Source organism: Mesomycoplasma dispar, assembly GCF_000941075.1.
Classification (GTDB): Bacteria; Bacillota_I; Bacilli_A; order Mycoplasmatales; family Metamycoplasmataceae; genus Mesomycoplasma; species Mesomycoplasma dispar.
This window is the reverse complement of record NZ_CP007229.1, coordinates 12,142-35,188: the sequence shown is the minus strand read 5'-3', so window position 1 is coordinate 35,188 and position 23,047 is coordinate 12,142. Positions and strand designations below refer to the sequence as shown.

Here is a 23,047-nt window from a genome sequence, read left to right as displayed (position 1 = left end):
TTTATGGAAATTATATCAGAAGAAAGATTAAAAAATTTTCTAAAAAACGAAAGAACATTTGTTGAAATTGTCAGAAAATTTAATATCCCTTTCAATTTAAATCAACAACTCACTAACCAAATTAGCAGTCTTATTGAAAACTTCCTTGTTTTTAAAACACCTGAAGGAAAATATTACGCGCCGCGATTATTAAAAACAAAAGTCGGTATTTTTAGAGCAACACAATCAAATTTCGGTTTTGTTGAAGACAAAGAAAACCCAATACAAAGTCAAAACGTTTTTATTCCAGCTCGATTTACAGCTAGCGCGCTTGAAAGTGATGAAGTTAGAATCAACATTTATGCTGATCGATTTAAAAGCGATCAGGTTTATGGTGTGGTTACCAAAATTATTCAAAGAAACACGAAGTTTTTGATTGGAAAAGCTTTTAAAAATGGTAAATTTTGGGATTTTGAACCTGTTAATTTCAAAGGAAATTTTGTTTTCCGTTGAAATTCATTTAACGATTTAGTTGTTGACAATTTTTACAAAGTAAAAATTGTTGACTACCAAAAAAACATTCTAAAAATAAACCTAGTTCAAGAAATTGGTCACAAAAGTGAACCTTTTTTGTACGTAAAAATCCCTATAATTGAATCAGAAGTTTCGAACAAATTTAACAATGATGTTATTGAAGAAGCCTCAAAAATAGAAGAAGAAATTACCTTTATCGATAAAAACAGAGTCGATTTAAGGAATGAATTAATCGTTACAATTGATGGCGATGATACAAAAGATTTTGATGATGCAATTTCTGCCCAAGAAACGGAAGATGGAAATTTTCTTTTAAAAGTCCACATTGCTGATGTTGCTCATTATGTGAAACAAGATAGTGCAATTGATATTGAAGCACAAAATCGTGGAACTTCAATTTACCTTCCGCACACCGTAATCCCGATGCTGCCAGAAGAGTTGTCGAACGGAATTTGTTCACTAAAACCAAATGTTGATAGATTTACAGTGACAATGGAATCTTTAATAAACAAAAAAGGTGAAAATTTATACATTAAAATCTATCCTTCTGTCATCAATTCAAAGCAAAGATTGACATACGAAGAAGTCAACAATTTTTTTGCTGGAAAATCTAATTTTAATAATTTTGAATTAGAAAATATGCTTAAAACTGCGTTAAAATTAAACTCTGTTCTTTCGCAATTCAAGAAAAAACAAGGTTATATTGATTTAGCGATTGACGAAGTGAAAATTATTTTAGATGAAGAAGGTTATACTAAATCTTTAAAATTAAAAAGCAGAGGAATTTCCGAAGAGTTAATCGAAAATTTTATGATTAGAGCTAACGAGAATGTCTCTGAATTTTTAACAAAAAGAAAAATTCCGATTTTATACAGAATCCATAATAAACCCGATCCTGAAAAAATAGTGATTTTCAATCAAATTCTTAAGGCCTTGGGTATAAAAAACACTTTAAAATTAAATCCAAATTCAAAGGAATTTGCTAAAAAAATTGATGAAATTAAAGTCGAAAATAACGACAATTTCTTAAAATATTCAATTTTAAGAACAATGCAAAAAGCAATTTATAGTACCGAAAATGTAGGTCATTTTGGTTTGGCCGCTACTTTTTATAGTCATTTTACGAGCCCTATTCGTCGTTATCCAGATTTAATTTTGCACAGAATTATTCACCATTTTATTTTTGAAAAAAATAAAGATTTGGAACTTTTTAAGGAAATTTTAAACAAAAATTCTTATTCAACCACCGAATTAGAACAGAAAGCTTTTAATTTAGAAAGAAAAATTGTGAATATCAAAAAAACCGAATATGTGAAAAAATTGGTTGGTCAAACTTTTGGCGCTCAAATAACATCAATTATAAAATCCGGTTTTTTTGTTGAAATTGACGGTCTTTTTGATGCGATGATAATTAATAAGAGTTTACCTGATAGCGAAAACGATCCATATCAGTTAACTGAAGATGGATTTTGCGTTTATAACAGTAAGCGTAGATTCAAATTAGGCGAGTTTATTGACGTTAAAATTGAGAACGTTAATATTTGAGACGGTAAAATTACAGCTATTTTAGCTGAAAATTAGAATTAAGCTGACTAAATTTTTCTATTTTAATTTTAGTATAAAAATCAAAATAGAAAAATTTTAGGAAAAATTAAAGAAAATTTCTTTAATTTTTCAGTTTTTTCGCTAACAATAAAAGGACTTTGTCACTAAATTTTTTGTTAAATTTTTCAATTTTGACAAATTTAACAAAAAAAATACTATTAAAAAATTAAGGTAAAAACTGTTAATTAGAAGGAATTCCGATGACTTTTTGTTCAGCGTAAGTTTTTTCATCAAGATATTCGGTTAAAGGTCTTTCGAATTTTTCTTTTTTAAGTTGAACTTTTTTGCTTTCATCAGTTGTTAATTTCGCAAACTCAATTAAGGAATCAATAAATTTACTTCCCTCAAAAGCAAGTGTGATTTTATTTTTTTGGTCTTTTTTATCCAGCATTTTATAGCCGTCGCCACCGTCTAAAATAAAATCATTTGTTGCAATATAATAATATTTTTCAGGATCAATTGTTTTATTATTAATTTTGAAACTTTTTTCATCAGGAATTCAAAAATATTCTTCTTTTTTTGTTTTGTCATCTAGTTTTTTTTCAACTCTTACATTATAAGAAACGTTTGAAGAAACTTGTGCAAAACCGCCCGAACGCCCACGAGAAAGTCCGTGTTTTAAAGCCTGAATTACAACATCACCCTTAGTTCTTACAGCAGTAATTAAATCGCCAAAAGGACTTACAGATAGCGCTTTTTCTTTAGTAATTTCACCTTTTTCGTAATTTGAGCGCAAAGCGCCGCTGTTATAAATTCCGATCGTATTTTCGAGCGATCCGCTTTCTCAATTTGTATGCGTTTTTCAAGGTTCTTCTTTTGCAAAACCTCAAGCGACAGTATCGGCAGCGATAACCCCTAAAGATGTCGGCTTAAGTCTACCAACTCAAAAATCTTCACCACCAATTTTTTGTGAAATTGTATGTTTAAATTCGCCAGGAGATGTAAATACGACAACTTTTCCCTCTTTGTCAAAATTATCCCTTAATTTCTGCACTAATTTTGAAGGCAAGTCTCTATTATATAGTTCGATTTGATTAATATCTCTCATTACTTGGTGAACTTCTGTGATTTTTCCAGTTTTTGTATCAAAAACAAGGTCAATATCGCCTAAAAATTTTGTGTAATGACTTGTTTGGGTGATATAAACATCTCTATTTTCTGCAGCTTTTTTGTTAATTTCGACATATGTGTGACTGTGTCCGTCGATAATTAAATCAAGTTCGCTATCTGAATTTTGTGATAAAAATTCTGATGTTCATTTTTTTTCATTTCGACCTGTTCCGAGATGGGTAACTGCAACAATAAAATTAATATCAGGATTTTCAGCTTTAATTTCACTAATAACTTGATTTGCTGATTCAACAGGATCACGAAATTCGACTAGTTCAGAATTACTTGGTCTAGAAGTAAAAACTGTATCAGGTGTTGTGATCCCGAAAACTGCAACTTTAATGCCACCGACTAATTTTTTGATTATATAAGGTTTAAAAACTCTTTTTCCGACTTTAGTTTGGTCATAATTTTCAGGTTTTCGATCGCTTTTTTGATAATCTTTATAATAAATATTTGCTGAAATAAATGGTGTGCTAGTTCCGGTTTTAGGCTCGCTTATTTCCTTGTTTAATTTCAAAAGATGCCCTAATCCATAGTCAAATTCGTGATTTCCGACTGCAACCGTATCATAACCAGCGAATCTTGCAATTTGGGCAATTGTTTGTCCTTTATCAGAATCGGAAAGGGGTAAACCTTGAATTAAATCTCCAGCAGAAAGGAGCAAATCTTTGTTTTTATCCGCCAAATATTTAGAAAAGTCTATCATTCCAATAAATTTACTGTATTTTCCAGCATCAAATTCGAGTCGACCGTGTTCGTCGTTTGAATGGAAAATTTTAATAGTTTTTAACCTTGAATTTTCAGCATTCTCTGCTTCACGAAGTTTTCTGAACAAGTAATTGTATTCTTTAACAAGTGGATCTAAAGTTTTTTTAGATTGAAAATACAGGTCGAAAATCGCTTGTTCTAATTGATGTTTTTTAGTTTCCTCTTTTTGATCTTTAAGTTTTTTGTTCAAATCTTCTAATTTTTTAGCAAAATTGGCGATTTCCTTATTATATTTTTCATTATTTTCAAAATATTTTTTCCTAATTTCACTCGACTGTTCCGATTCTGATATAACAGGAATGCAACTCGCAACCACAATCGACACAGGGGCTAAAATTAACAAATTTCCTAAAATTAACTTCTTAAATTTCATAATTTATTCTCCAAGTTTAGTCAAAATTTAAAATTTTTTATTTAAATATATAGCAACAAATTATATTACAAAAAATTTTAAATTTAGGCGATTTCAAACTATAATTTAATATAAAAATTTAAAATTATAGTTTGAAATTCGATATTTTTTAAACTAGAAAATAAAACTTTGGAAAAGTTAAACTTTTTAAGCAAAATAAAAGCAGATGTCGAAATCGTAATTTTGGACATCTGCTTTTAGGTAAAAAACTATAAGGTTAATTAAAATTATGCTTATTTTTACGACATAATTTGGCTTTTGTTAAAATAAAAATTTATTAATTTCTTCAGTTAAATTAACGCTTAAAGTTTTAAAAGGAATGGCAGCCGTTATATAATTCGATAAATTATTTTGATCATAATAATATTTTTGCTGTTTGTTATCCTTGACGAAAATATAATTTGTAAACACTAGCAAATGAACATATTTTTGGCTGTTGCTAATCCTGGTCAAAACAGACCTAATTTTGTTGTGTAGTCAATTTCGCCGTTTTTCCAAATTTTTTCACTTATTTTAACAGGGTCTAATTTAGACATTTCATCCAAATATTCGCTAAAAAGTTTTATACTTTTTTCGAAATTTTTTAGTCTCCTTATTGTATCGGCAGGTCTTGCTCATCAAAAAGATGCTTTAATTTCTTTGCTATTTTGTTCAAAAAAGGTAATGGGACTAAGAAAATCATTAATAAATTCTCTGTATTTAAAATAGAAAAGTCCAACGTCTTTTTTATGTGACTTAAAATTTTCAGCAACACGAAAATATTTATCGTAAGTTTGTTTTACAAAAAGGGTTTTAGCCTTGAGTCTTCCTTTCTATGAAATTTATTTCATTTTTTCTCAAAATCTTCTTTAATGTGTAACATATTTAGAAATCAAGAAAAATCTGGAGATAGCACATAATTAATCTTGTTTTTAAAGTAAAAACTGATAAAACGATAGCCAAAAAAATGTCACATCGATCTTTTTTGTTGAATAAAATATGGTTGTTTGTTAAAAAAAGCCCTTCTTCACCGTTTGTATCCAGTAAAATTGAGGTTCCTAAACTAAATCTAATATTTCTTTGGAAAATGTTCTTGTATTTATTGTCAGAATAATCCATTGACCTAAAGCCAAAATGTTTTAATTTATAGTAGTTTTTTCTAAAGTTTTTATTAAAATAACTAGTAACAACCGAACAAAGCGGACTTGATTTTTCACCCTATTTAAATTCAGTTTATCAAGTAGATAAACATTTAAATTTTCATTCCTTTGTCCTAAAAAAGAGTGTTCATTTTCTCGTAAAATTGCATTTTCCGATATAATCTTGAATAATTTAAACGCGCCTTGTCTATCTGTTATTCTAATATTTTGAACTTTTTCATCATCGTTAACTTTTGATAATTTATAAATATCAAAAGTTAAGGGGGTTTTCGCCTGAATTATCAATTAATTCAATTTTTTGTCAACTTGTTCTATATTTTCATTAGAAAAAACAGATTCAGAAGTACCTGATTCTGTTTTTTCTAATGAATTAGTCAGGCTTTTATTTAAATTTTTGTTATTTTCAGTTGCCTGTATAAGACCATTTTCAGTATTTTTTTTTATTTTTTTGGACTATATTATTCTTATGAGCGAACTTGTTTTTCTCTTGAATTTTCAATAATTCTTGTATTTTTAGAATTTTCTGGAAAAAAATTATTTTTTCCAGTTTTACTAAAATTTTTTTCAGTTTTAGTATCTAAATTAAAATCTACGTTTTTTAAGCTGGAATTACTGTAAAAATCGTTGTTTTTTGATCTTTAATTTTTCCAGAATTATGATTTTGCAAACTTTTGTTCTTTTTGTGATTATCAAACACCTGATTATTTTGCTGAATTTTCGGGATCGAACTGTAATAACCACACGAAGAAACTGAAAACAAAAAACCAAAAATACTTAATATTTTTAGGAATTTTGTTTTATTTTTGGTTTTTGCTTGTTCAATTTGCCGCTTACCCTTTGTTTTTTTAAGGATTTTTGTTATTTCAGCAAACTAAATTTTTCAAAAATCTAGTTTTTAACAAAAGTTTTTGTTATTTTCTTTTATTTTTTAACAAAATATCTAATTACTCTTACAAACTGGGAAACAAATGAATATTCATTATCGTATCATGTATATAATTTGTAAAGTCTTTTTCCATCAGCTTCAACAAATTTTGTTAAAGTTGCATCAAAAATTGAACCGTGTTTGTCACCGATAATGTCGCTAGAAACGATTGGTTCATCGCAATATGCAAAAGATTCGTTAGCATATTTTTTAATTTTTTCATTAACTTCTTCAACTGAAGGATTAGATTTTAACTCAACGCTTAAATCCACAAAAGAACCTGTAATTACGGGAACTCTAATTGCAATTCCATCGAGTTTTCCAGCTAGAGAAGGAACTACAAGCCCGATCGCTTTTGCTGCGCCCGTTGATGAAGGAACTAAATTAACACCAGCAGCGCGCGCTCTTCTTAAATCGCTATGTGGAGCATCTTGCAGCCTTTGGTCGGCAGTATAGGCGTGAATTGTGGTCATAAACCCATGATTTACTCCAAATTCCTTCTCAATAGCGTTAACAAGTGGGGCCAACGCGTTTGTAGTACATGAAGCTGATGATAAAATTTTATCATTTTCGTCAATTGTGTTGCAATTTACGTTGTAAACGATGGTTTTAACGTCATTTCCAGCAGGTGCGGAAATAATTACTTTTTTTGCACCAGCTTCTAAATGTAAACTTGCGCCTGATTTAGAAGCAAAAAAACCTGTACATTCAACAACTAAATCGATTCCGAGCTCCCTTCAAGGCAATGATTTAGGATCTCTTTCTGATAAAACAAGAATTTTTTGACCATTAATTTTAAGGTAATTTTTCCCATCTTCTTTTAAAACTTCGATTTCACCCTCAAATTTACCATGTGCGGAATCATATCTAAAAAGATGAGCTAAAACAGAAGCATTTGTTAAATCGTTAATTGCAACAACTTTCAAATCTTCATCGTTAACTTCAAAGAGGCGGCGAAGCGCTAATCTACCAATTCTTCCAAAACCATTAATTGCAATTTTTTTCATTTTGGCTCTCCATTTCGTTGATTTTATAAGTTAATTTTGCCATCTAAATAGTAAAAAATTAACAAAATATAACTTTTCTTGTTAATTTTACCACTTTAAACTAACTTTACATTAAAATTTTTGTTAAATTATTTGTCTTTTTGTATAAAATTTATTTAAAAAATTTTTCACAATTTTTTTGAAAGGATTTTAGAAAAATCTTATGGGTTATTCAGTTGAGAAACTTAAACTATTAAAAGGGCTTGAAGCAGTAAGAAAACGCCCAGGAATGTACATTGGATCAACAGATGTTAACGGATTACACCAATTAATCTGGGAAATTTTTGACAATTCTGTTGATGAAGTTATTGCAGGATATGCTAACGAAATTACACTAACAATTAATCCTGATAATTCGGTTGAAATTAGCGATAATGGACGTGGAATTCCGACTGAAATTCATAAGAAAACTGGAAAAACAGGTGTTGAATTAGTTTTTAGCGAACTACATTCAGGAGCTAAATTTTCTGATGAAATTTACAAAACTGCTGGCGGACTTCACGGTGTTGGTTCATCAGTTGTAAACGCTCTTTCTAAAAAACTTGAAGTTTATGTAAATCGCGATAAAAAATTATTTTATACTTCCTTTGTTGATGGTGGAAAAATTGAAACTCGAACAAAAGTAATTGACTCTAGCAAAACAACAGGTACAAAAATAAAATTTTTACCTGATTTTTCCATCTTTTCACATACCGAATACGATGTAGAAATGATAATCACACGCTTACGTGAGACTTGTTTTTTGATTAATAACTTGAGAATCAATTTTATTGACTTAAAAAATAGCATTAACCAAACTTTCCAATTTGAAAAAGGTATGGAAAGTTTTATTGATTTTTTAAATAAAGACCAAAACAAAATACACGATAAAATTATCAATTTTAAGGAAAAAAAGCAGGAAATTATAGTAGAATTTGCATTTCAGTATGTCGATTCACAACAGGAAAATATTGTTTCTTTTGTTAATAATGTAAAAACAAATTTAGGCGGAAGTCATGAAAACGGGTTTAAATTAGGTCTTTTAAAAGCGCTTAACACTTACGGACAACAAAATAATTTAATTAAAAGTAAGCAAATTTTCGAATTTGCCGATGCAAAAGTTGGACTTTCAGCAATTTTGTCGCTACGTGTGCCCGAACCAATTCTTGAATTTGTTGGTCAAACCAAAAACAAATTAGCAACAGTTTTGGCAAAAACTGTGACAGAAGAACTCATTTTTACAAATCTAATGTCATTTTTTGCACTTAACAAAGAAATTGCTACTAAAATTATCAACTTTTTATTAGAAGTTTATCGTCAACGCCAACAGTCAAAATTGAACATAATTGAGTCAAAAACATCCAAATCGATTACGAAAGAAAAGCGAATTTTATCAGGAAAATTAACCCCCGCAAATTCAAAAAAAGCTATGAATCGCGAGCTTTTTTTGGTTGAGGGTGAATCGGCGGGTGGTTCTGCCAAACTTGCAAGAAACCGTGAGTTTCAAGCAATTTTGCCTTTAAAAGGTAAAATTGTTAACGCCCAAAAAACAAGATTAATCGAACTGTTAAAAAATGAAGAAATTGTTGCAATTATCAGCGCTTTAGGAACTGGAATTGGTCAGAATTTTAATATTAAAAACTTAAATTATGGCAAAATTATAATTATGACTGATGCTGATAATGACGGAGCTCATATTCAAATTCTAATTTTGACATTTCTCTTCCTTTATATGCGTCCTTTAATCGAAAATGGTTTTGTTTTTATAGCGCAACCGCCGTTGTATCGGATTAGCCAAAAAGGTAAAAAAGATGTATTTGTTTGGGATGAAAAAGAGTTTCAAAAACGTATTAAGAATGGTTCAAATTTACAAATTCAACGTTATAAAGGACTTGGCGAAATGAATGCAAGTCAACTTTGACAAACAACAATGGATCCTTCAAAACGAACTTTAGAAAAAGTTTTAATCGATGATTATGCAAAAGTTGAAGAAAATTTCAAAATTTTAATGGGTGAAAGAGCTGATCTTCGTAAAAGTTGAATTGAAGAAAATGTTGACTTTTCACTTGAAGACAATTTTATCGACAATTTAAAGGAGTCGATCCATGAATAAAAATTTAGATTTAGTAATTAGTTCAAAATTAGAAAAAATTTTAGCAGAAAAATTCATCCGTTATTCCAAATATATAATTCAACATCGCGCAATTCCGGATGTTAGAGATGGTCTAAAACCTGTTCAAAGACGAATTCTTTATTCAATGTGACAATTGGGTCTGAAAAATAGCAAAAATTACAAAAAATCTGCTAGAGTTGTCGGTGATGTAATCGGAAAATATCATCCACACGGTGATTCATCAATTTATGATGCCCTTGTCCGACTTTCTCAAGAATGAAAAATGAACGTCCCACTTGTAGAAATGCACGGAAATAAAGGTTCAATTGACGACGATCCACCTGCCGCAATGCGATATACAGAAGTGAGACTTACGCAAATAAGCGAGCATTTATTAGAACTAATTTCAAAAAATGTTGTAACTTTTTGTCCTAATTTTGACGACAGTGAAAAAGAACCGACAATTTTACCAGCAATTTTTCCAAACTTATTAATTAACGGCGCAATTGGAATTGCAAGTGGATTTGCTACCGAAATTCCACCACATAATCTGTCTGAAGTGGTTGATGCAGCAATTTTGATGATTAAAAACCCAGGAATCACAATTGATGAAATTTCAAAAGTAATTTTAGGACCTGATTTCCCAACAGGCGGGATTGTTTATGGAAAATCTGGGATTTTTGATGCCTTTAAAACTGGGAAAGGGAAGATAAAAATAACTTCAGGTTATAAATTTTCTGAAAAAAAAGACCAAAAAGTAATCGAAATTTCTTCAATTCCTTTTGGAATTTCAAAAGCAAATTTGATTCAACAAATTGATAACATTCGTTTTGAAGAACAAATTTATGGAATTAAAGAGGTAATTGATCAATCAGATCAAAATGGAGTTTTAATTTTTGTTGAGCTAGAACAAGATGCGAATCAAGAATTAATTATTAATTATTTACTACAAAAAACTGACTTGCAAATACATTATTCTTATAATTCTGTTGCAATTTGCGACAATTCTCCAAAACTTTTGACAATTAAAGAGATGATTTTTTACTATCTTGACCATTTAAAAAAAATTAAACTTGCTGAATTTAATTTCGATCTCTTCAAAAATAGAACAAGATTAGAGATTATCGAGGGTTTTCTCAAAGTTGCTGACATTACTGACGAAGTAATTAAAGTTATCCGCGAATCTGATAATTCAAAAGCTGGTGTTGTTGCTGATTTAATGAAATTTTTTGATTTTAGCGAAATTCAGGCTGATGCAATCGCATCGATGCGCTTATACCGTCTCTCAAAAATTGAGCAGCAAACTTTTCTTGAAGAGTCAAAACATTTAGAAAAAAATATTAGCAGACTAACAAAACTTGTCGAAAATAAGGAAGAATTTGATTCAAATTTAATCAACCTACTTAACGAATTTAAAAAATATCATGGTTCACCGCGAAAAACTAAAATAATTAATTCTGATTTAAAAATAAAAATAAATCATGATGAATTAATTAAAGATGAATTTTTTTATTTTTGAATTTCAAAATCTGGACTTTATAAAAAATTAGATCTAAAAAATTCTACAACTGAAGAAATTGAAAAAACACAGTTACCAAAAGATGATATTTTTGTTTTTCAAGGTTTGGTTAATCAAAAACAAAAAGCACTTTTTTTAACAAATAAGGGTGAAATTGCTGTTTTTCCAGTTCACCAAATTGATGAATTAAACTTGAAAAATGCGCCTATTAATTTAAGAATTACGTTAGGAATACCGAACGATCAAGAAATTTTAAATGCTTTTTTTGTTGATAATTTTGAAAATAATCAATTTTTAATTTTTATAACTAAATTTGGTTTTGCCAAAAGAATGCAATTGGATCAATTAGCAAAAATTAGACAGAAAAAAATGCAAAATACTTTTCGAATTAAAGAAAACGATGAAATTGTTGAAACTTTTTTAGAAAATAAATTGAAAAACATCGTATTTTTTACTTCGCAAAATCGCGCCTTGAAAATAAGTCTTTCGGAGATCCCAATTTATTCCCGAAATTCAGCAGGTGTTAAAATTTTAAATCTACGTAAAGGCGAATTTATTGTAGCAAGTCAAACAATTGAAACATCAGATTCGATTGCCATTATCGACTATTACTCTCGATTTGAGAAAATTGAAACTGATAGTTTACATTTTGGTAATAGATTAATTGCACCTAAAGTTTTTTCAACCAAACTTGATTTTTCACTGATTCCAAAAAGTATCGCTGTTTATAATCAAAATTTAACAGTCTTTGAATTTGATAATCCTTTAAAAATCTTTACAATTTCTGATTTTATAAATTACAAAACCAAGGCAAAAACAAATTATAGATTTTTTTTGCAAAACGACAAAAATAGCAAAAATAATGTGAAAAATGTAGATTTTTCAACAAAAAGCGTCAATAATAATCAAGATATTAAAACAAATGTTAAAAACGAAAAACCTGCAGAAAGTATAGAAGATAAACTTCGTAAAATAGGTGAAATAGATATAAAATCAATTTTGGACAAAATTGAAAAGGAAAATGAATAATGGATAAAAATTACTATAAAAATTCGTTAAATATATTTAACTCGAATTTTTCAATGAAGGCAAATTTACCTGAAAAAGATAAATTTTATACTGATTTTTGGGAAAAAAACCAAATTTATCAAAAAATCTTAAAAAATAGACAAGGAAAAACAAGGTTTATTCTTCACGACGGTCCTCCATATGCAAACGGCGACATTCACATTGGTCACGCGCTTAATAAAGTTTTAAAAGATATAATTGTTCGTTACAAAACTATGTCAGGTTTTTACTCTCCGTTTGTTCCAGGTTGAGATACCCACGGTTTACCGATTGAAAACAAAATTATTAATCAAATCGAATCAAAATCAGCCCTTGAAATACGTCAAAAAGCAAATGATTTTGCTAATTCACAAATTTTTGTGCAAATGGAACAATTTAAAAAACTTAATTTATTGACTGATTTTAAGGATATTTATCAAACAAACACTCCTGATTATGAAGCTAAACAGTTAAAATTATTCAAAAAAATCGTTAGCCGTGATCTTGTTTACCGTGCTTTAAAACCGATTTATTGATCACCAAGTAGTCAAAGCGCGCTTGCTGAAGCAGAAATTGAGTATCTCGATCACCGTTCACCATCTGTTTTTGTCGGCTTTAACATAAAAAAAGGTAACAATTTTGTACAACCAAACGATAAATTAGTTATTTGAACAACTACACCGTGAACTTTAATTGCAAATTCAGGGGTTGCAATTGGTTTGAATTTTAATTACATCCGTGTAAAAAGCGGTCAAAATTTTTACATTTTAGCTGCTAATTTACTAGAAAAATTAAGTAACACTTTTGGATGAAAAGACTATGAAATCATAGCTAGTTTTACTGGTGAAACGCTTTTAGGAGTGGAATATCATCATCCAATTTTTGAAAAAATTTGCCCTGTTGTTTTTGGAAAACACGTAACTTTAGATGCGGGATCAGGACTTGTTCATTTAGCACCGCTTTTTGGCGAGGATGACTACTGGATTGGTCGCGAAAATAACCTTGAAATGGTTATGCACGTAGACGATAATGGAAAATTTAATGAAAACGCAAAGCAATTTTCTGGTTTATTTTATGATGATTCTAACAAGGTAATAACTGATTTTTTAAATGAAAAATCAGCAATTTTAAACTTGAGTTTTATTAAACACTCTTTTCCTCATGATTGAAGAACTTTAAAACCAGTAATTTATCGCGGGACACCGCAATGATTTGTTTCAGTGGAGAAAATCAAAAAAGAACTAGAAAGCGCCATAGAAAACATTGAATTTCCAGAAAATTGGCTTAAAAATCGTCTAAAAAAAATGATAATTGATAGGAAAGATTGGCTAATTTCACGTCAGCGAAGTTGAGGAATACCACTAATTATTTTTTATGATCAAAATAAAAAACCAGTTTTGGACAAACCAGAAATTTTTGACCATATAATTTCACTAGTTGAAAAACACGGATCATCAATTTGGTATGAAAAAACAACAGATGAACTTCTTCCAAAACAGTATCAAAACTTGGGCTGAACTAAGGAAAACGACATTTTAGATGTCTGATTTGATTCAGGAGTTAGTTTTTTGGCCGCAAATATTAATGGTGAAAATCCGCCTTTTGACATTTATTTCGAGGGTTCAGACCAATACCGAGGCTGATTTAACTCTTCTTTGATAAATTCAGTTATATATTCTGGAGTTTCTCCCTATAAAAAATTGCTTTCCCACGGTTTCGTTGTTGATTCGAAGGGAAATAAAATGTCAAAATCAAGAGGTAACGGTGTTGATCCAATTGTAATTTTGAAAAAATATGGTTGTGATATTTTCCGACTTTGAGTTGCAAACAGCGAATATTATAATGATGTTGTTTATTCTGAGTCAATTTTTGAACAAAATGTGGAAATTTATCGAAAAATTCGTAACACAGTTCGGTTTTTAATAACAAATTTAATTGATTTTGAACCAAAAAAGTACGAATTAACAGAACTGGATTTGTATATTTACAATAAAATTCAAAAGTTGAAAAATGAAATTATTGAAAATTATGATAAAAATCGATTTGTTCGTGTTGTTAAAATAATCAATAATTTTATTATTGAATTTTCTAATTTTTACCTATCAATTGTTAAAGATGTTTTGTACGCTGATAAAAAAGATTCCTTAAAAAGAAGGCAAATTCAATATAATTTATACGAACTTTTGCTTGTTTTAAACATTGCAATTGCACCAATTATGCCAACAACAGCAGAAGAAATTTATCAATATGTTCAAAAAAGCAACAAACAAATTTCGGTACATATGGAAAATTTCTTTGAAAAGTCCAACTTTGACGAAAAACTAGATACAAAATGAGAAGAATTTTTTCAGATCAAGGATTCAATATATCAGTTAATCGAACAAAAAATTCAAACAAAAGAAATTAACCGATCAAATGAGGTTGGAATTTTATTAAAAACTGATTCTGACTTTATTAAATCACTCGATCTTGTAAAATTATTAATGGTTGCAAAAGTTGATTTTTCTGATAAAAAAACAGAAATTTTGCAACTTAATTGACAAAAATGCCCAAGATGCTGAAACCATTTTGAAAAAATTGACACTGTTTGCCAACGCTGTTTTGAGGTCTTAAATGAAATCCAAACTGAAAAAATTAACTAATTTTATTAAATTAAAGTATCAATTAGTCGGAAAAAAGCGATTTTTTCTAAATATCATTATCGCTTTTTCTATTATTGTAGCTTTTTTACTAATTGACCAATTAACAAAAAATTTAATTTTTTCATGAGATGAATACGAAATTTCTACTAAAAAAGGTTTTATAAAAAATATTTCTTGAGGTTTCATTGGATTTCGGCCACTTTTACACCAAGGAGTAACTTCGCGAATTAATCATATTATCGGGTTCGAAGGAATTCATATTTTCGCCTTTTTTTTATCGTTAATTCTTCTAATTTTAATTCCATTTAGTAAAAAATTTTCACTTACCGTTTTTATGGCAATTCTTTTAGCTGGTAATTGAGGGAATGAAATTGATAGAATTTTGAATGATAATACTGTAAAAGACTTACTTTATTTACCTTTCACAAATTCGAGTGGTACTTTTAATTTTGCAGATATTTTCATTTTCATAGGGCCAATAGGTATAATTTTAGTTCATATTATTGATACTTTTAAAAATTCATATTGAGAAAAATTTAAAAAGCGAAAAAAGAAAAATGTTGTTGAAAAAAAGGATAATGATGATTTTGTAAATTAGCACACCAAATCTAAACGCTTCAATTATTTACTAAAATTTTAATGAGAAGAGCATATTTAAACATTAGGTTAAGTAAAATTTTTTAACCTTTTTAAGTCAAAAATTTTTAATTTTTTTCATTAAAATTATCTAACCAATCTTTTAGGATTTCGCTAACTTTTTTTGGATCAGCGTTTCCTTTTGTTTTTTGAATAATTTTTCCGATCAAAAATTTAAATAATTTATCTTTATTTTGTTTATTTTTTTTAATTTGGACTGTTTCTTGTTTAACTATTTCAACTAAAAATTGCTTAACTTCAGTATCAGATAATTTATTTTCTGAAACCAACTTTAAAACACTATCTAAATCAAGGTTTTTTGATTTTTGCTTAATTTCAATAATTTGTCGAAATTCAGAATTTGAAATCTCATTTAAAAGATGTTTTTTTACTAACAAACCAAAAAATTCAAAATTTATCGATAAATTTTGAATTCCTAACTTGTTAATAATTGGAACAATTTCAGAAAAAAACAATTTAACACTCAAGTGCCAATTTTCAGGATTTGAACTTTTTAAAAATGTTCAGTATTCGAAATTATTCAAAATTTGATTGATATAAAAAGTTGAAACCCCTTGTTTTTCAAGCATTTTTTCAATTTCTAGTGGTACAAGTGGTACTTGAATTTTATCGACAAAATCTTGCTTTAGTTCGATATAAGGTAAATTTGGTTCTGGAAAATACTTATAGTCAATTGCATCAGATTTAGAACGCAAAATCTGATTTTTTATTAATTTATCGTTAAATTTTTTTGTAACTTGTTCAACTTTTCCACCTTTTTCATAAATGTCAATCTGATCTTGAATTTCAAGTTCAGTTGCTTTTTGAATATTAGATATCGAATTAATGTTTTTGATTTCAACTTTTGGGTTAAATTCAACTTGATTTTTATCACGAACAGAAATATTTATATCAGCACGAAGCGAACCGTTTTCTAATTTAGCATCAGAAATACCTAAAAATAACGATAATTTTCTTATTTCATCAACATATTTTGCAGCTTTTTTTGCCGAATCTAGTACAGGTTTTGTAACAATTTCAATTAGTGGCGCTCCACATCTGTTGTAATCAAAAAAAGTTTGCTCATCTTTATGAATTTGTTTTGCAGTGTCTTCTTCGAGATGAATTCTTTCAATTGCAATCACAGAATCTTCAACATTTAAAGTTCCATTTTTACCAATCGGATGGAATTGCTGACTAATTTGAAAACCTTTTGGCAAGTCGGGATAAAAATAATTTTTACGGTCGAAGGCTAATATCGGTGAAATTTCCATTTTAAGCGCTTTTGCTAAAATAATCGCTTTTTCTACGGCAAGTTTGTTGATTTTTGGCAAAGTTCCAAGATAAGCTAGATCAAAAAGGTTAAAAAAACTATTAGAATTACCGCGTAAATTAGGTGAATTTGAAAACATTTTTGCCTTCGTATTTAGTTCTAAATGAATTTCAACACCAATTGTGATTAAATATTTGCTATTCAACATTAATTTCACCTATTTTTTCTTCAAGATAAAGGGAAAAACCTAAAAGTTTTGCATCAGAATTTATTTTTGAATCAACAGCTAAATTAAATGGTAAGTTTTTGTATTTCCCAAGTGGCAAACTAATTGATGGATTGCCAACTAAATTTGAAATCGCCAAAATAAAATTAGTAATTTTGTCACTTTTTTCGCTATTTTTTCCAGAAATGTCAGGCGCAATTCCATAAAAGGCAGGAAAAATAACTAAATCAAATCTTTCAAGTATTTGCTCATAATACTTTTTGATTAAAGTTCTTACCTTTTTTGCCTTAATAAAAAAGTATTCTTGATTCTCTTTTTCAAGAAAAAAAGACCCCCAAATAAGTCTTTTTTGCAACATAAATCCAAATCCATCCGTTCTTGTTTTGAGAAAAATCTCTTCTCACTTTAAATTTTTATCTGTTTTTCCAAAAGTTATCCCGTTAATCGCTGATAAATTTGAGGTCGCTTCAGAATAGGAAATAATTTCATAAACTGGTAAAATTGTTTTTAAAAGTTCAAGATTGGGTTTGATAATTTCCAATTCTACACCATCAGTTTTCAAAACATCCTTTAATTTATAGAACTTTTGACTAACATAGTCCTCAATTTCATCGCCAAAATCAAAAACAGCAACTCTTTTTGGTTTCTCTTTTTCCACTTTTTTAACATCGATTTCAACAGAAGTTAAATCATTTTTATCAGCACCAAAAACAACTTGAGAAACTAAAATCGTATCAAAAACATTGTGAGTCAATCAAGCAACCGTGTCAAGTGAAGTCGCATAGGCAAACAAGCCATAACGTGAAACCGCACCATACGAAGGTTTGAATCCAACTTTTCCAATAAAACTAGCAGGTCTTCTAATCGAATCACCTGTATCTGAACCAATTGCAAAATGAACAAAATTAATTGTTGCGGCGCTTCCCGAAGAAGATCCGCCAATTAATTTTGTTTTATCAAGCGGATTAACAATTTCTCCAAAAGCAGAAAAAAGACCTTTTCCACCTAATCCTAATTCATCATTATGCACTTTGACTAACGGTTGCGCCCCAGCATCGATTAATTTTTGAAAAACTGTTGAATTATAAGATGGTTGAAAATTTTCAAGTGAAACTGATGAGCCATGAGAAACACCTTCAACGGTTGCAAAGTTTGATTTGATACTAAAAAATTTGCCCGCTAAAACTCCGTTTTTATTATTTTTTTCTTGAAAAAAATAAGCTACAGCGTTATTTTCATCTTTTTTTAATTTTTCTATCGCTTGATCGATGTTAAGTTTGAATTTAGTCATCAATTACCTTTTTAATTATGATTTGATTGTTGCTATTGTGTACAGAATTTTTGAAAAGATGTGCGCTAAAATCAGTAAAATCAGGAGAATCGTCGAATAAAATTTCAATACCTTTTGGTAGTGAATTGATTTTTTCTAAAGCTTCAATGTTTTCAGTATCAAATTGGTGTAAATAGTTGATTTGCGCCAACATTTTGTCTTTTTCTTGCAAAATCGTTTGAATTACTTTTTCATTCGGAACAAAATAGAGAGACTTTGCAAGTTTTATTATTTTTTCCCTATCCATTTTTAGTCTCCAAAAAAGCGAAGTTTTTTAATTATATAAATAGAAAATTATACTAAAATAATTGGGAAAAAATTGCGAAATTATACGTGAGTTTTTCTAATTCAAACCTATTTTCTTTAGTTTTTTTTAACTATTTTTTTATAAATCGGGAGAATTTTTTAGATTTTCCTATCACCATTCAGGTTTCGAAGTAAACTTTTTGTCATTTAAGTAGGATAAAAAACCTTCTAAATTGCTAAATTTTAAGGAAAAACTATGCAAAAAAAGTCGTTTTGCTTTTAAACCCCCATATTTTTCATCGCCCAAAATTGGAAAACCTAAATGTGACAAACTAACTCGGATTTGATGTTTTTTGCCTGTATGTAAAATTGCAAATTTTTTATGATTTTTAGAGTAAAAAGTTGTTGACACCAAAGTTGATTTTAACGATTTTGGAACAACTTCCATTTTTTTTATCAAATCATTTTTACGAACAAAAAGGTCGGTTTTTATAGACTTTTTTAGGTTTATCTCTGATTCAAATGTGTAAATTTTCTCAAAAAAGTTCTGTTTTTTATTTAATTCAACAACACTTTGATAATTAAGACCATATAAAATAATTCCGGATGTTTTTTTGTCGAGTCTACCGATGTGTGAAGGCATAAAAATTTGATTTTCTGGAATTTTCAAATAATTTCATACAACTAAATCCAAATTGAAGGCGCCGCCGTGCACTTGTAGATTTTCCGGTTTGTCAATAATCAAAATGTTGCTATCTTTATAGATAATTTTTAAATTTATGCTGAATTTTGGTAATTTTTTCTCAATTTTGTCCTTTTTTTCATCAACAAAAATTAAGACTACATCACCTTCTTTTATGCAATAATTTTTTAACTGAACAACATTGTTAACTTTAATTTTTTTGTTACGAAAATACTTTTGAATTTCGTTGTAACTAAAATTCAAAAGTATTTTTTTAACTAATTGGATTAACTTTTGTCCGTCTTGATCTTTGGTTGCAACAAACTTAATCATTAAAAAAATTATGCTTGATTTTCAGATCCAAATTCAACAATTTTATCTTCAATAAGAAGTTGAATCGCTTTTGTTCCAGGTGCTAATAATTTTCGAGGATCAAAATTTTTCCCTTGATTAATTTTTCCAGAAAGCACAAATTCAGAAATAGCAACAGCGTTTGCTTGTTGTAATTCAGTATTTACGTTAATTTTTGAAATACCAAGTTTAATTGCTTTTTGAATTTGATCTTTTGGGATTCCGCTGCCACCGTGTAAAACTAACGGAATTTGTGTTTTTTTAGAAATTTCTTCTAAAACATCGAAATTCAAAGATTCTCAATTTTCTGGATAAATTCCGTGAATATTCCCAATTCCTGCAGCTAAACAAGCAATTCCAGTATCAGCAAGTTTTTTGGCATTATCAGGGTCAGCGATTTCGCCATTTCCGATCACCCCATCTTCTTCACCGCCAATTTGGCCAACTTCAGCTTCAACAGTCGCATCTGTTTTTCTGGCCAAATCAACAATTTCCTGTGTTTTTTGCAGATTTACAGAAAATTCTTCTTTAGATCCATCATACATCACAGAAGAATAACCGTTTTTCAGCGCCTCTTTGCAGGTTTCATAACTTCCATGATCTAAATGAAGCGCAATTGGAACTGTTATTTCAAGAAAATCCATCAAATTAGTAACTAAATTATAGACAGTTTTTAGACCACCCATATATTTTAGCGCACCTTCAGATGTCCCGATAATTAATGGTGATTTTTTTGCTTGTGCCGCTAAAAGTGCCGCTTTTGTTCATTCAAGGTTATTAATATTAATATGTGGAATTGCATAGTTGTTTTTCCGCGCTTTTTCCAACATTGTTTTGGTGTTAACTAGTGTCATTTTTTCCTTTCTGTTTTTTTTTTTTTTTTAAAAAAAAAAAAAATTATGTATTAAGATCGCTTCTGAGCGCTCAATTATTATCTCCAAGAGCAACAAAATTGCCGTCAATTGTTAACAATTTATACAATTCGCCGCGTTTTAGAGTTAAAATTTTCTCTGTTGACAAATTTGGTAATTGATTTTCCCATTTTGCCATTAACGAAGTTTGAACTTCTAAAAAAATGTCGCTAAAATGTGCTTGTTCACGATTTTTCAGAAAATTTACCGCTATTGAGATTATAGTTTTCATTTTTAAATCCTTTCTTTGGCTTTTATTCCGAGTAATTTTAGTCCGTTTCTCAAAACAATTACAACTGCTTTTGTTAGACACAAAAGGTTGTTTGTATTTTCATTGCCAAGAATTTTTGAATTAGAATAAAAAGAGTTAAAAAGATTCGCTAATTCAAGTAAATATTTGTTTAATAAATTAATTTTATAATTTTTTGCAATTTTTAAAACAATTTCTTCAAACTGTTTTAATTTTGAAATTAAAACAGTTTGACTTTCACCATTAAATGGTGAAAGTTTTTCAATATTTAATGGTGAATTTGCAAGCAACTTTGAACCGCGAGCGTGAGCATATTGAATTAAAAATAATGGATTTTGAACATCAATTGCGCCTGCTAATTCTACATCAAACTCGACAAGTGAATTATAACTCCTTTCACTAATAAAATAGCGAATTGCATCGACATTTACGACTTCGAGCAAATCTTTGATTGTAAAAGTTTGACCTTTTCGCTTTGACATCTTGAATTCTTTACCGTTTTTTACCAATTTTACCAATTGATACAGCAAAATATTCAATTTTTGATCGTAATTAACTATTTTTAATGCTGATTTTATTCTATCAACATACCCGATGTGGTCGGCGCCTCAAACATTTATTAAAAAATTAGGTTGAAAATTATCGTTAATTTTCTCTAAATGATAGGCGATGTCGCTTGAAAAATAAGTAAATTCACCTGTATTTTTGATCAAAACACGATCTTTTTGGTCGCCAAATTTTGAGGTTTGCAATCAAGTAGCGCCTTCCTTTTTGTAAACAAAAAGTAATTTCCCCAAGTTTTTCTGAACTTTTTTCGAACTAAAAAGTTCACTTTCGGAGCTAAACTTATCGAATTTTATAGATAAATTTTGTAAATCAACCTTAATTTCATTAAGGAAAAATTCAACTGATTTTTCACGAAAAGTTTTATAAGTTTCTGGGTCGCTAAGGTTAGAATTTTCAAATTTATTATCATATATTTCAAAAAATTTTTTCGCCGCTCAAACAATATCTTCACCAAAATAGGCGTCTTCAGGTAGCGGAAAATCTTTGAAAATTTGTTGATATCTTGAAAAAACCGAGACAACTAACCTATCAATTTGGTTGCCAAAATCGTTTATATAATACTCGCGAAGAACAAAATTACCACTAAATTCAATGATATTTGCTAAAATATCACCAATAATCGCGCTTCTTAAATGTCCAAGATGTAAAAAACCAGTCGGATTTGCCGACACAAATTCAATGTTAATTTTTTTGCCTAAATTAGCGCGACCAAAATTTTCGTCTTTTTCTATAATGTTTTTAATGATTTTTGAGTATTCGTTTTTAGAAACAAAAAAATTGAGAAATCCAGGTGCTGCGATTTCTATTTTTTCAAGATCTAAACCTTCTAAAAGCAAAAAATCTTTTATTTCTTTTGCTAAATTTAGGGGTTCGATTTTGTTTTTTTTAGCAAAAATTAGCGCAATATTTGAACTATAATCGCCAAAATTCCTTGATTTTTCTACAATTATTTTGTTCTCTTCAAAAATTAAATTTTTATTTTCTAAAAATTTAATTATTTTTTGCTTAATTTTCTTGTTCATTAGGTTTTCCAACAACAACGAGCGCTGTTTTTACAATTCGGTCGTGCAATTTATAACCTACTGAAACAACATCGAGAATTTTATCCTTTTCGCCTTCAGTTATTTCGTAAATTTCGTGAATAGAAGAATCAAAAAAATCACCTATTTTAGGGTCTATTTTTACCAAACCAAAATCTTGCATAACATTTTCAATCTGCCCAACCAGCATTTCAAAACCTTTTACATATGCTGAAATTTCCGAGTTTTGCGAATTAGAACCAAAGGAAATTGCTTTTTTTAAATTTAAAAATGGTGAACTAATTTTTTCAAAAAACGGTTGTAAACTGTATTTTTTTATTAAATTTGTCTCGTTTTCTAATTTTTTTTGTAATTCAATTTTTAAATCTTTAACTTTTAGTGTAGCTTTTTCCTCAAAAGCTTTAACTTGTAATTTAAAATCATCTTCTTGTTTTTTAATTTTATCTTTCAATTTGAGCGAATCAATTTCAAGAGTTATATTTTTAGTGGTCAAATTTTGAATTTGAGTCTCAAGATCCTTTAATTTACCTTCTTTTTTTAGCAATCTACGAGATTTTTTCTGATTTTTTTCACCGCTTTCAACACTTTTCTCAAGTTTTTCTTCCTTATTTTCAAGATCATTCTCGTTTATAACTTTGTTTGAATTTTCTTCTAAAATTGTTTTTTCAGAGTCGTTTTCAACTTTTTTTGTTTCAATATCATCAAAAATCATTT

General features: G+C 28.9%; 19 protein-coding genes. 5 read left to right on the top strand and 14 right to left on the bottom strand.

The features are described from left to right. Window positions 1-3: 3 nt before the first annotated feature. Window positions 4-2,094, top strand: coding sequence for a ribonuclease R (gene rnr / locus MDIS_RS00130; RefSeq protein ID WP_044635116.1), 2,091 nt, complete (start codon window positions 4-6; stop codon window positions 2,092-2,094). Between the two features lie 205 nt (window positions 2,095-2,299). Here the strand turns inward: rnr and MDIS_RS00125 are convergent, their stop codons facing one another. The 6 genes from MDIS_RS00125 to gap form a co-directional block, all read right to left on the bottom strand. Further along, on the bottom strand, window positions 2,300-4,372 hold the full coding sequence (locus MDIS_RS00125) for a bifunctional metallophosphatase/5'-nucleotidase (RefSeq protein WP_044635115.1): 2,073 nt from the start codon (window positions 4,370-4,372) through the stop codon (window positions 2,300-2,302). 449 nt (window positions 4,373-4,821) lie between these two features. Next, window positions 4,822-4,947 carry a hypothetical protein gene (locus tag MDIS_RS04445; RefSeq protein ID WP_276240873.1) on the bottom strand — a complete coding sequence of 42 codons (126 nt, stop codon included), beginning with the start codon at window positions 4,945-4,947 and terminating at the stop codon, window positions 4,822-4,824. A gap of 328 nt (window positions 4,948-5,275) precedes the next feature. Further along, window positions 5,276-5,509, bottom strand: a complete 234-nt coding sequence (locus MDIS_RS04310) for a hypothetical protein (protein WP_232034176.1) — start codon at window positions 5,507-5,509, stop codon at window positions 5,276-5,278. 20 nt (window positions 5,510-5,529) lie between these two features. Beyond that, complete coding sequence (locus MDIS_RS04305) at window positions 5,530-5,835, bottom strand: hypothetical protein (protein ID WP_232034175.1); 306 nt, start codon at window positions 5,833-5,835, stop codon at window positions 5,530-5,532. 313 nt (window positions 5,836-6,148) lie between these two features. Then, window positions 6,149-6,310, bottom strand: coding sequence for a hypothetical protein (locus MDIS_RS04240; protein ID WP_165073030.1), 162 nt, complete (start codon window positions 6,308-6,310; stop codon window positions 6,149-6,151). Between the two features lie 161 nt (window positions 6,311-6,471). After that, on the bottom strand, window positions 6,472-7,482 hold the full coding sequence (gap, locus tag MDIS_RS00115) for a type I glyceraldehyde-3-phosphate dehydrogenase (protein ID WP_044635114.1): 1,011 nt from the start codon (window positions 7,480-7,482) through the stop codon (window positions 6,472-6,474). 202 nt (window positions 7,483-7,684) lie between these two features. Here gap and MDIS_RS00110 point away from each other — a divergent pair, with 202 nt between their 5' ends. The 4 genes from MDIS_RS00110 to MDIS_RS00095 are packed head-to-tail and all read left to right on the top strand — an operon-like array spanning window position 7,685 to window position 15,419. Then, window positions 7,685-9,613 carry a DNA gyrase/topoisomerase IV subunit B gene (locus MDIS_RS00110; protein WP_044635113.1) on the top strand — a complete coding sequence of 643 codons (1,929 nt, stop codon included), beginning with the start codon at window positions 7,685-7,687 and terminating at the stop codon, window positions 9,611-9,613. Continuing rightward, window positions 9,606-12,161 (top strand): DNA topoisomerase IV subunit A, encoded by a 2,556-nt coding sequence (locus MDIS_RS00105; protein ID WP_044635112.1) that lies wholly within the window; start codon window positions 9,606-9,608, stop codon window positions 12,159-12,161. The genes MDIS_RS00110 and MDIS_RS00105 overlap by 8 nt, the downstream gene beginning before the upstream one ends. After that, window positions 12,161-14,821, top strand: a complete 2,661-nt coding sequence (gene ileS, locus MDIS_RS00100; protein ID WP_044635111.1) for an isoleucine--tRNA ligase — start codon at window positions 12,161-12,163, stop codon at window positions 14,819-14,821. The genes MDIS_RS00105 and ileS overlap by 1 nt, the downstream gene beginning before the upstream one ends. Next, window positions 14,793-15,419, top strand: a complete 627-nt coding sequence (locus tag MDIS_RS00095) for a signal peptidase II (RefSeq protein WP_044635110.1) — start codon at window positions 14,793-14,795, stop codon at window positions 15,417-15,419. The genes ileS and MDIS_RS00095 overlap by 29 nt, the downstream gene beginning before the upstream one ends. 106 nt (window positions 15,420-15,525) lie before the next feature. Here the strand turns inward: MDIS_RS00095 and gatB are convergent, their stop codons facing one another. The 8 genes from gatB to grpE form a co-directional block, all read right to left on the bottom strand. Continuing rightward, window positions 15,526-16,935, bottom strand: coding sequence for an Asp-tRNA(Asn)/Glu-tRNA(Gln) amidotransferase subunit GatB (gene gatB, locus MDIS_RS00090; protein WP_044635723.1), 1,410 nt, complete (start codon window positions 16,933-16,935; stop codon window positions 15,526-15,528). Then, window positions 16,928-18,247 (bottom strand): amidase family protein, encoded by a 1,320-nt coding sequence (locus MDIS_RS00085; protein WP_044635109.1) that lies wholly within the window; start codon window positions 18,245-18,247, stop codon window positions 16,928-16,930. Before MDIS_RS00085 ends, gatB begins: the two co-directional genes overlap by 8 nt. Continuing rightward, entirely contained in the window at window positions 18,240-18,533 is a 294-nt protein-coding gene (locus MDIS_RS00080) for a hypothetical protein (protein WP_044635108.1), read from the bottom strand. The genes MDIS_RS00085 and MDIS_RS00080 overlap by 8 nt, the downstream gene beginning before the upstream one ends. A gap of 168 nt (window positions 18,534-18,701) precedes the next feature. Continuing rightward, complete coding sequence (locus MDIS_RS00075) at window positions 18,702-19,547, bottom strand: pseudouridine synthase family protein (protein WP_044635107.1); 846 nt, start codon at window positions 19,545-19,547, stop codon at window positions 18,702-18,704. An 8-nt stretch (window positions 19,548-19,555) separates the two neighbouring features. Then, window positions 19,556-20,419 (bottom strand): class II fructose-1,6-bisphosphate aldolase, encoded by an 864-nt coding sequence (gene fba / locus MDIS_RS00070; RefSeq protein WP_044635106.1) that lies wholly within the window; start codon window positions 20,417-20,419, stop codon window positions 19,556-19,558. Window positions 20,420-20,462: 43 nt separating this feature from the next. Then, on the bottom strand, window positions 20,463-20,708 hold the full coding sequence (gene rpoE, locus MDIS_RS00065; RefSeq protein ID WP_044635105.1) for a DNA-directed RNA polymerase subunit delta: 246 nt from the start codon (window positions 20,706-20,708) through the stop codon (window positions 20,463-20,465). A 2-nt stretch (window positions 20,709-20,710) separates the two neighbouring features. Further along, on the bottom strand, window positions 20,711-22,315 hold the full coding sequence (gene argS / locus MDIS_RS00060; protein WP_044635104.1) for an arginine--tRNA ligase: 1,605 nt from the start codon (window positions 22,313-22,315) through the stop codon (window positions 20,711-20,713). After that, the gene (gene grpE / locus MDIS_RS00055; RefSeq protein WP_044635103.1) at window positions 22,299-23,045 is read right to left on the bottom strand and encodes a nucleotide exchange factor GrpE; all 747 of its coding nucleotides are present in this window, start codon (window positions 23,043-23,045) and stop codon (window positions 22,299-22,301) included. The genes argS and grpE overlap by 17 nt, the downstream gene beginning before the upstream one ends. Window positions 23,046-23,047: the final 2 nt, after the last annotated feature.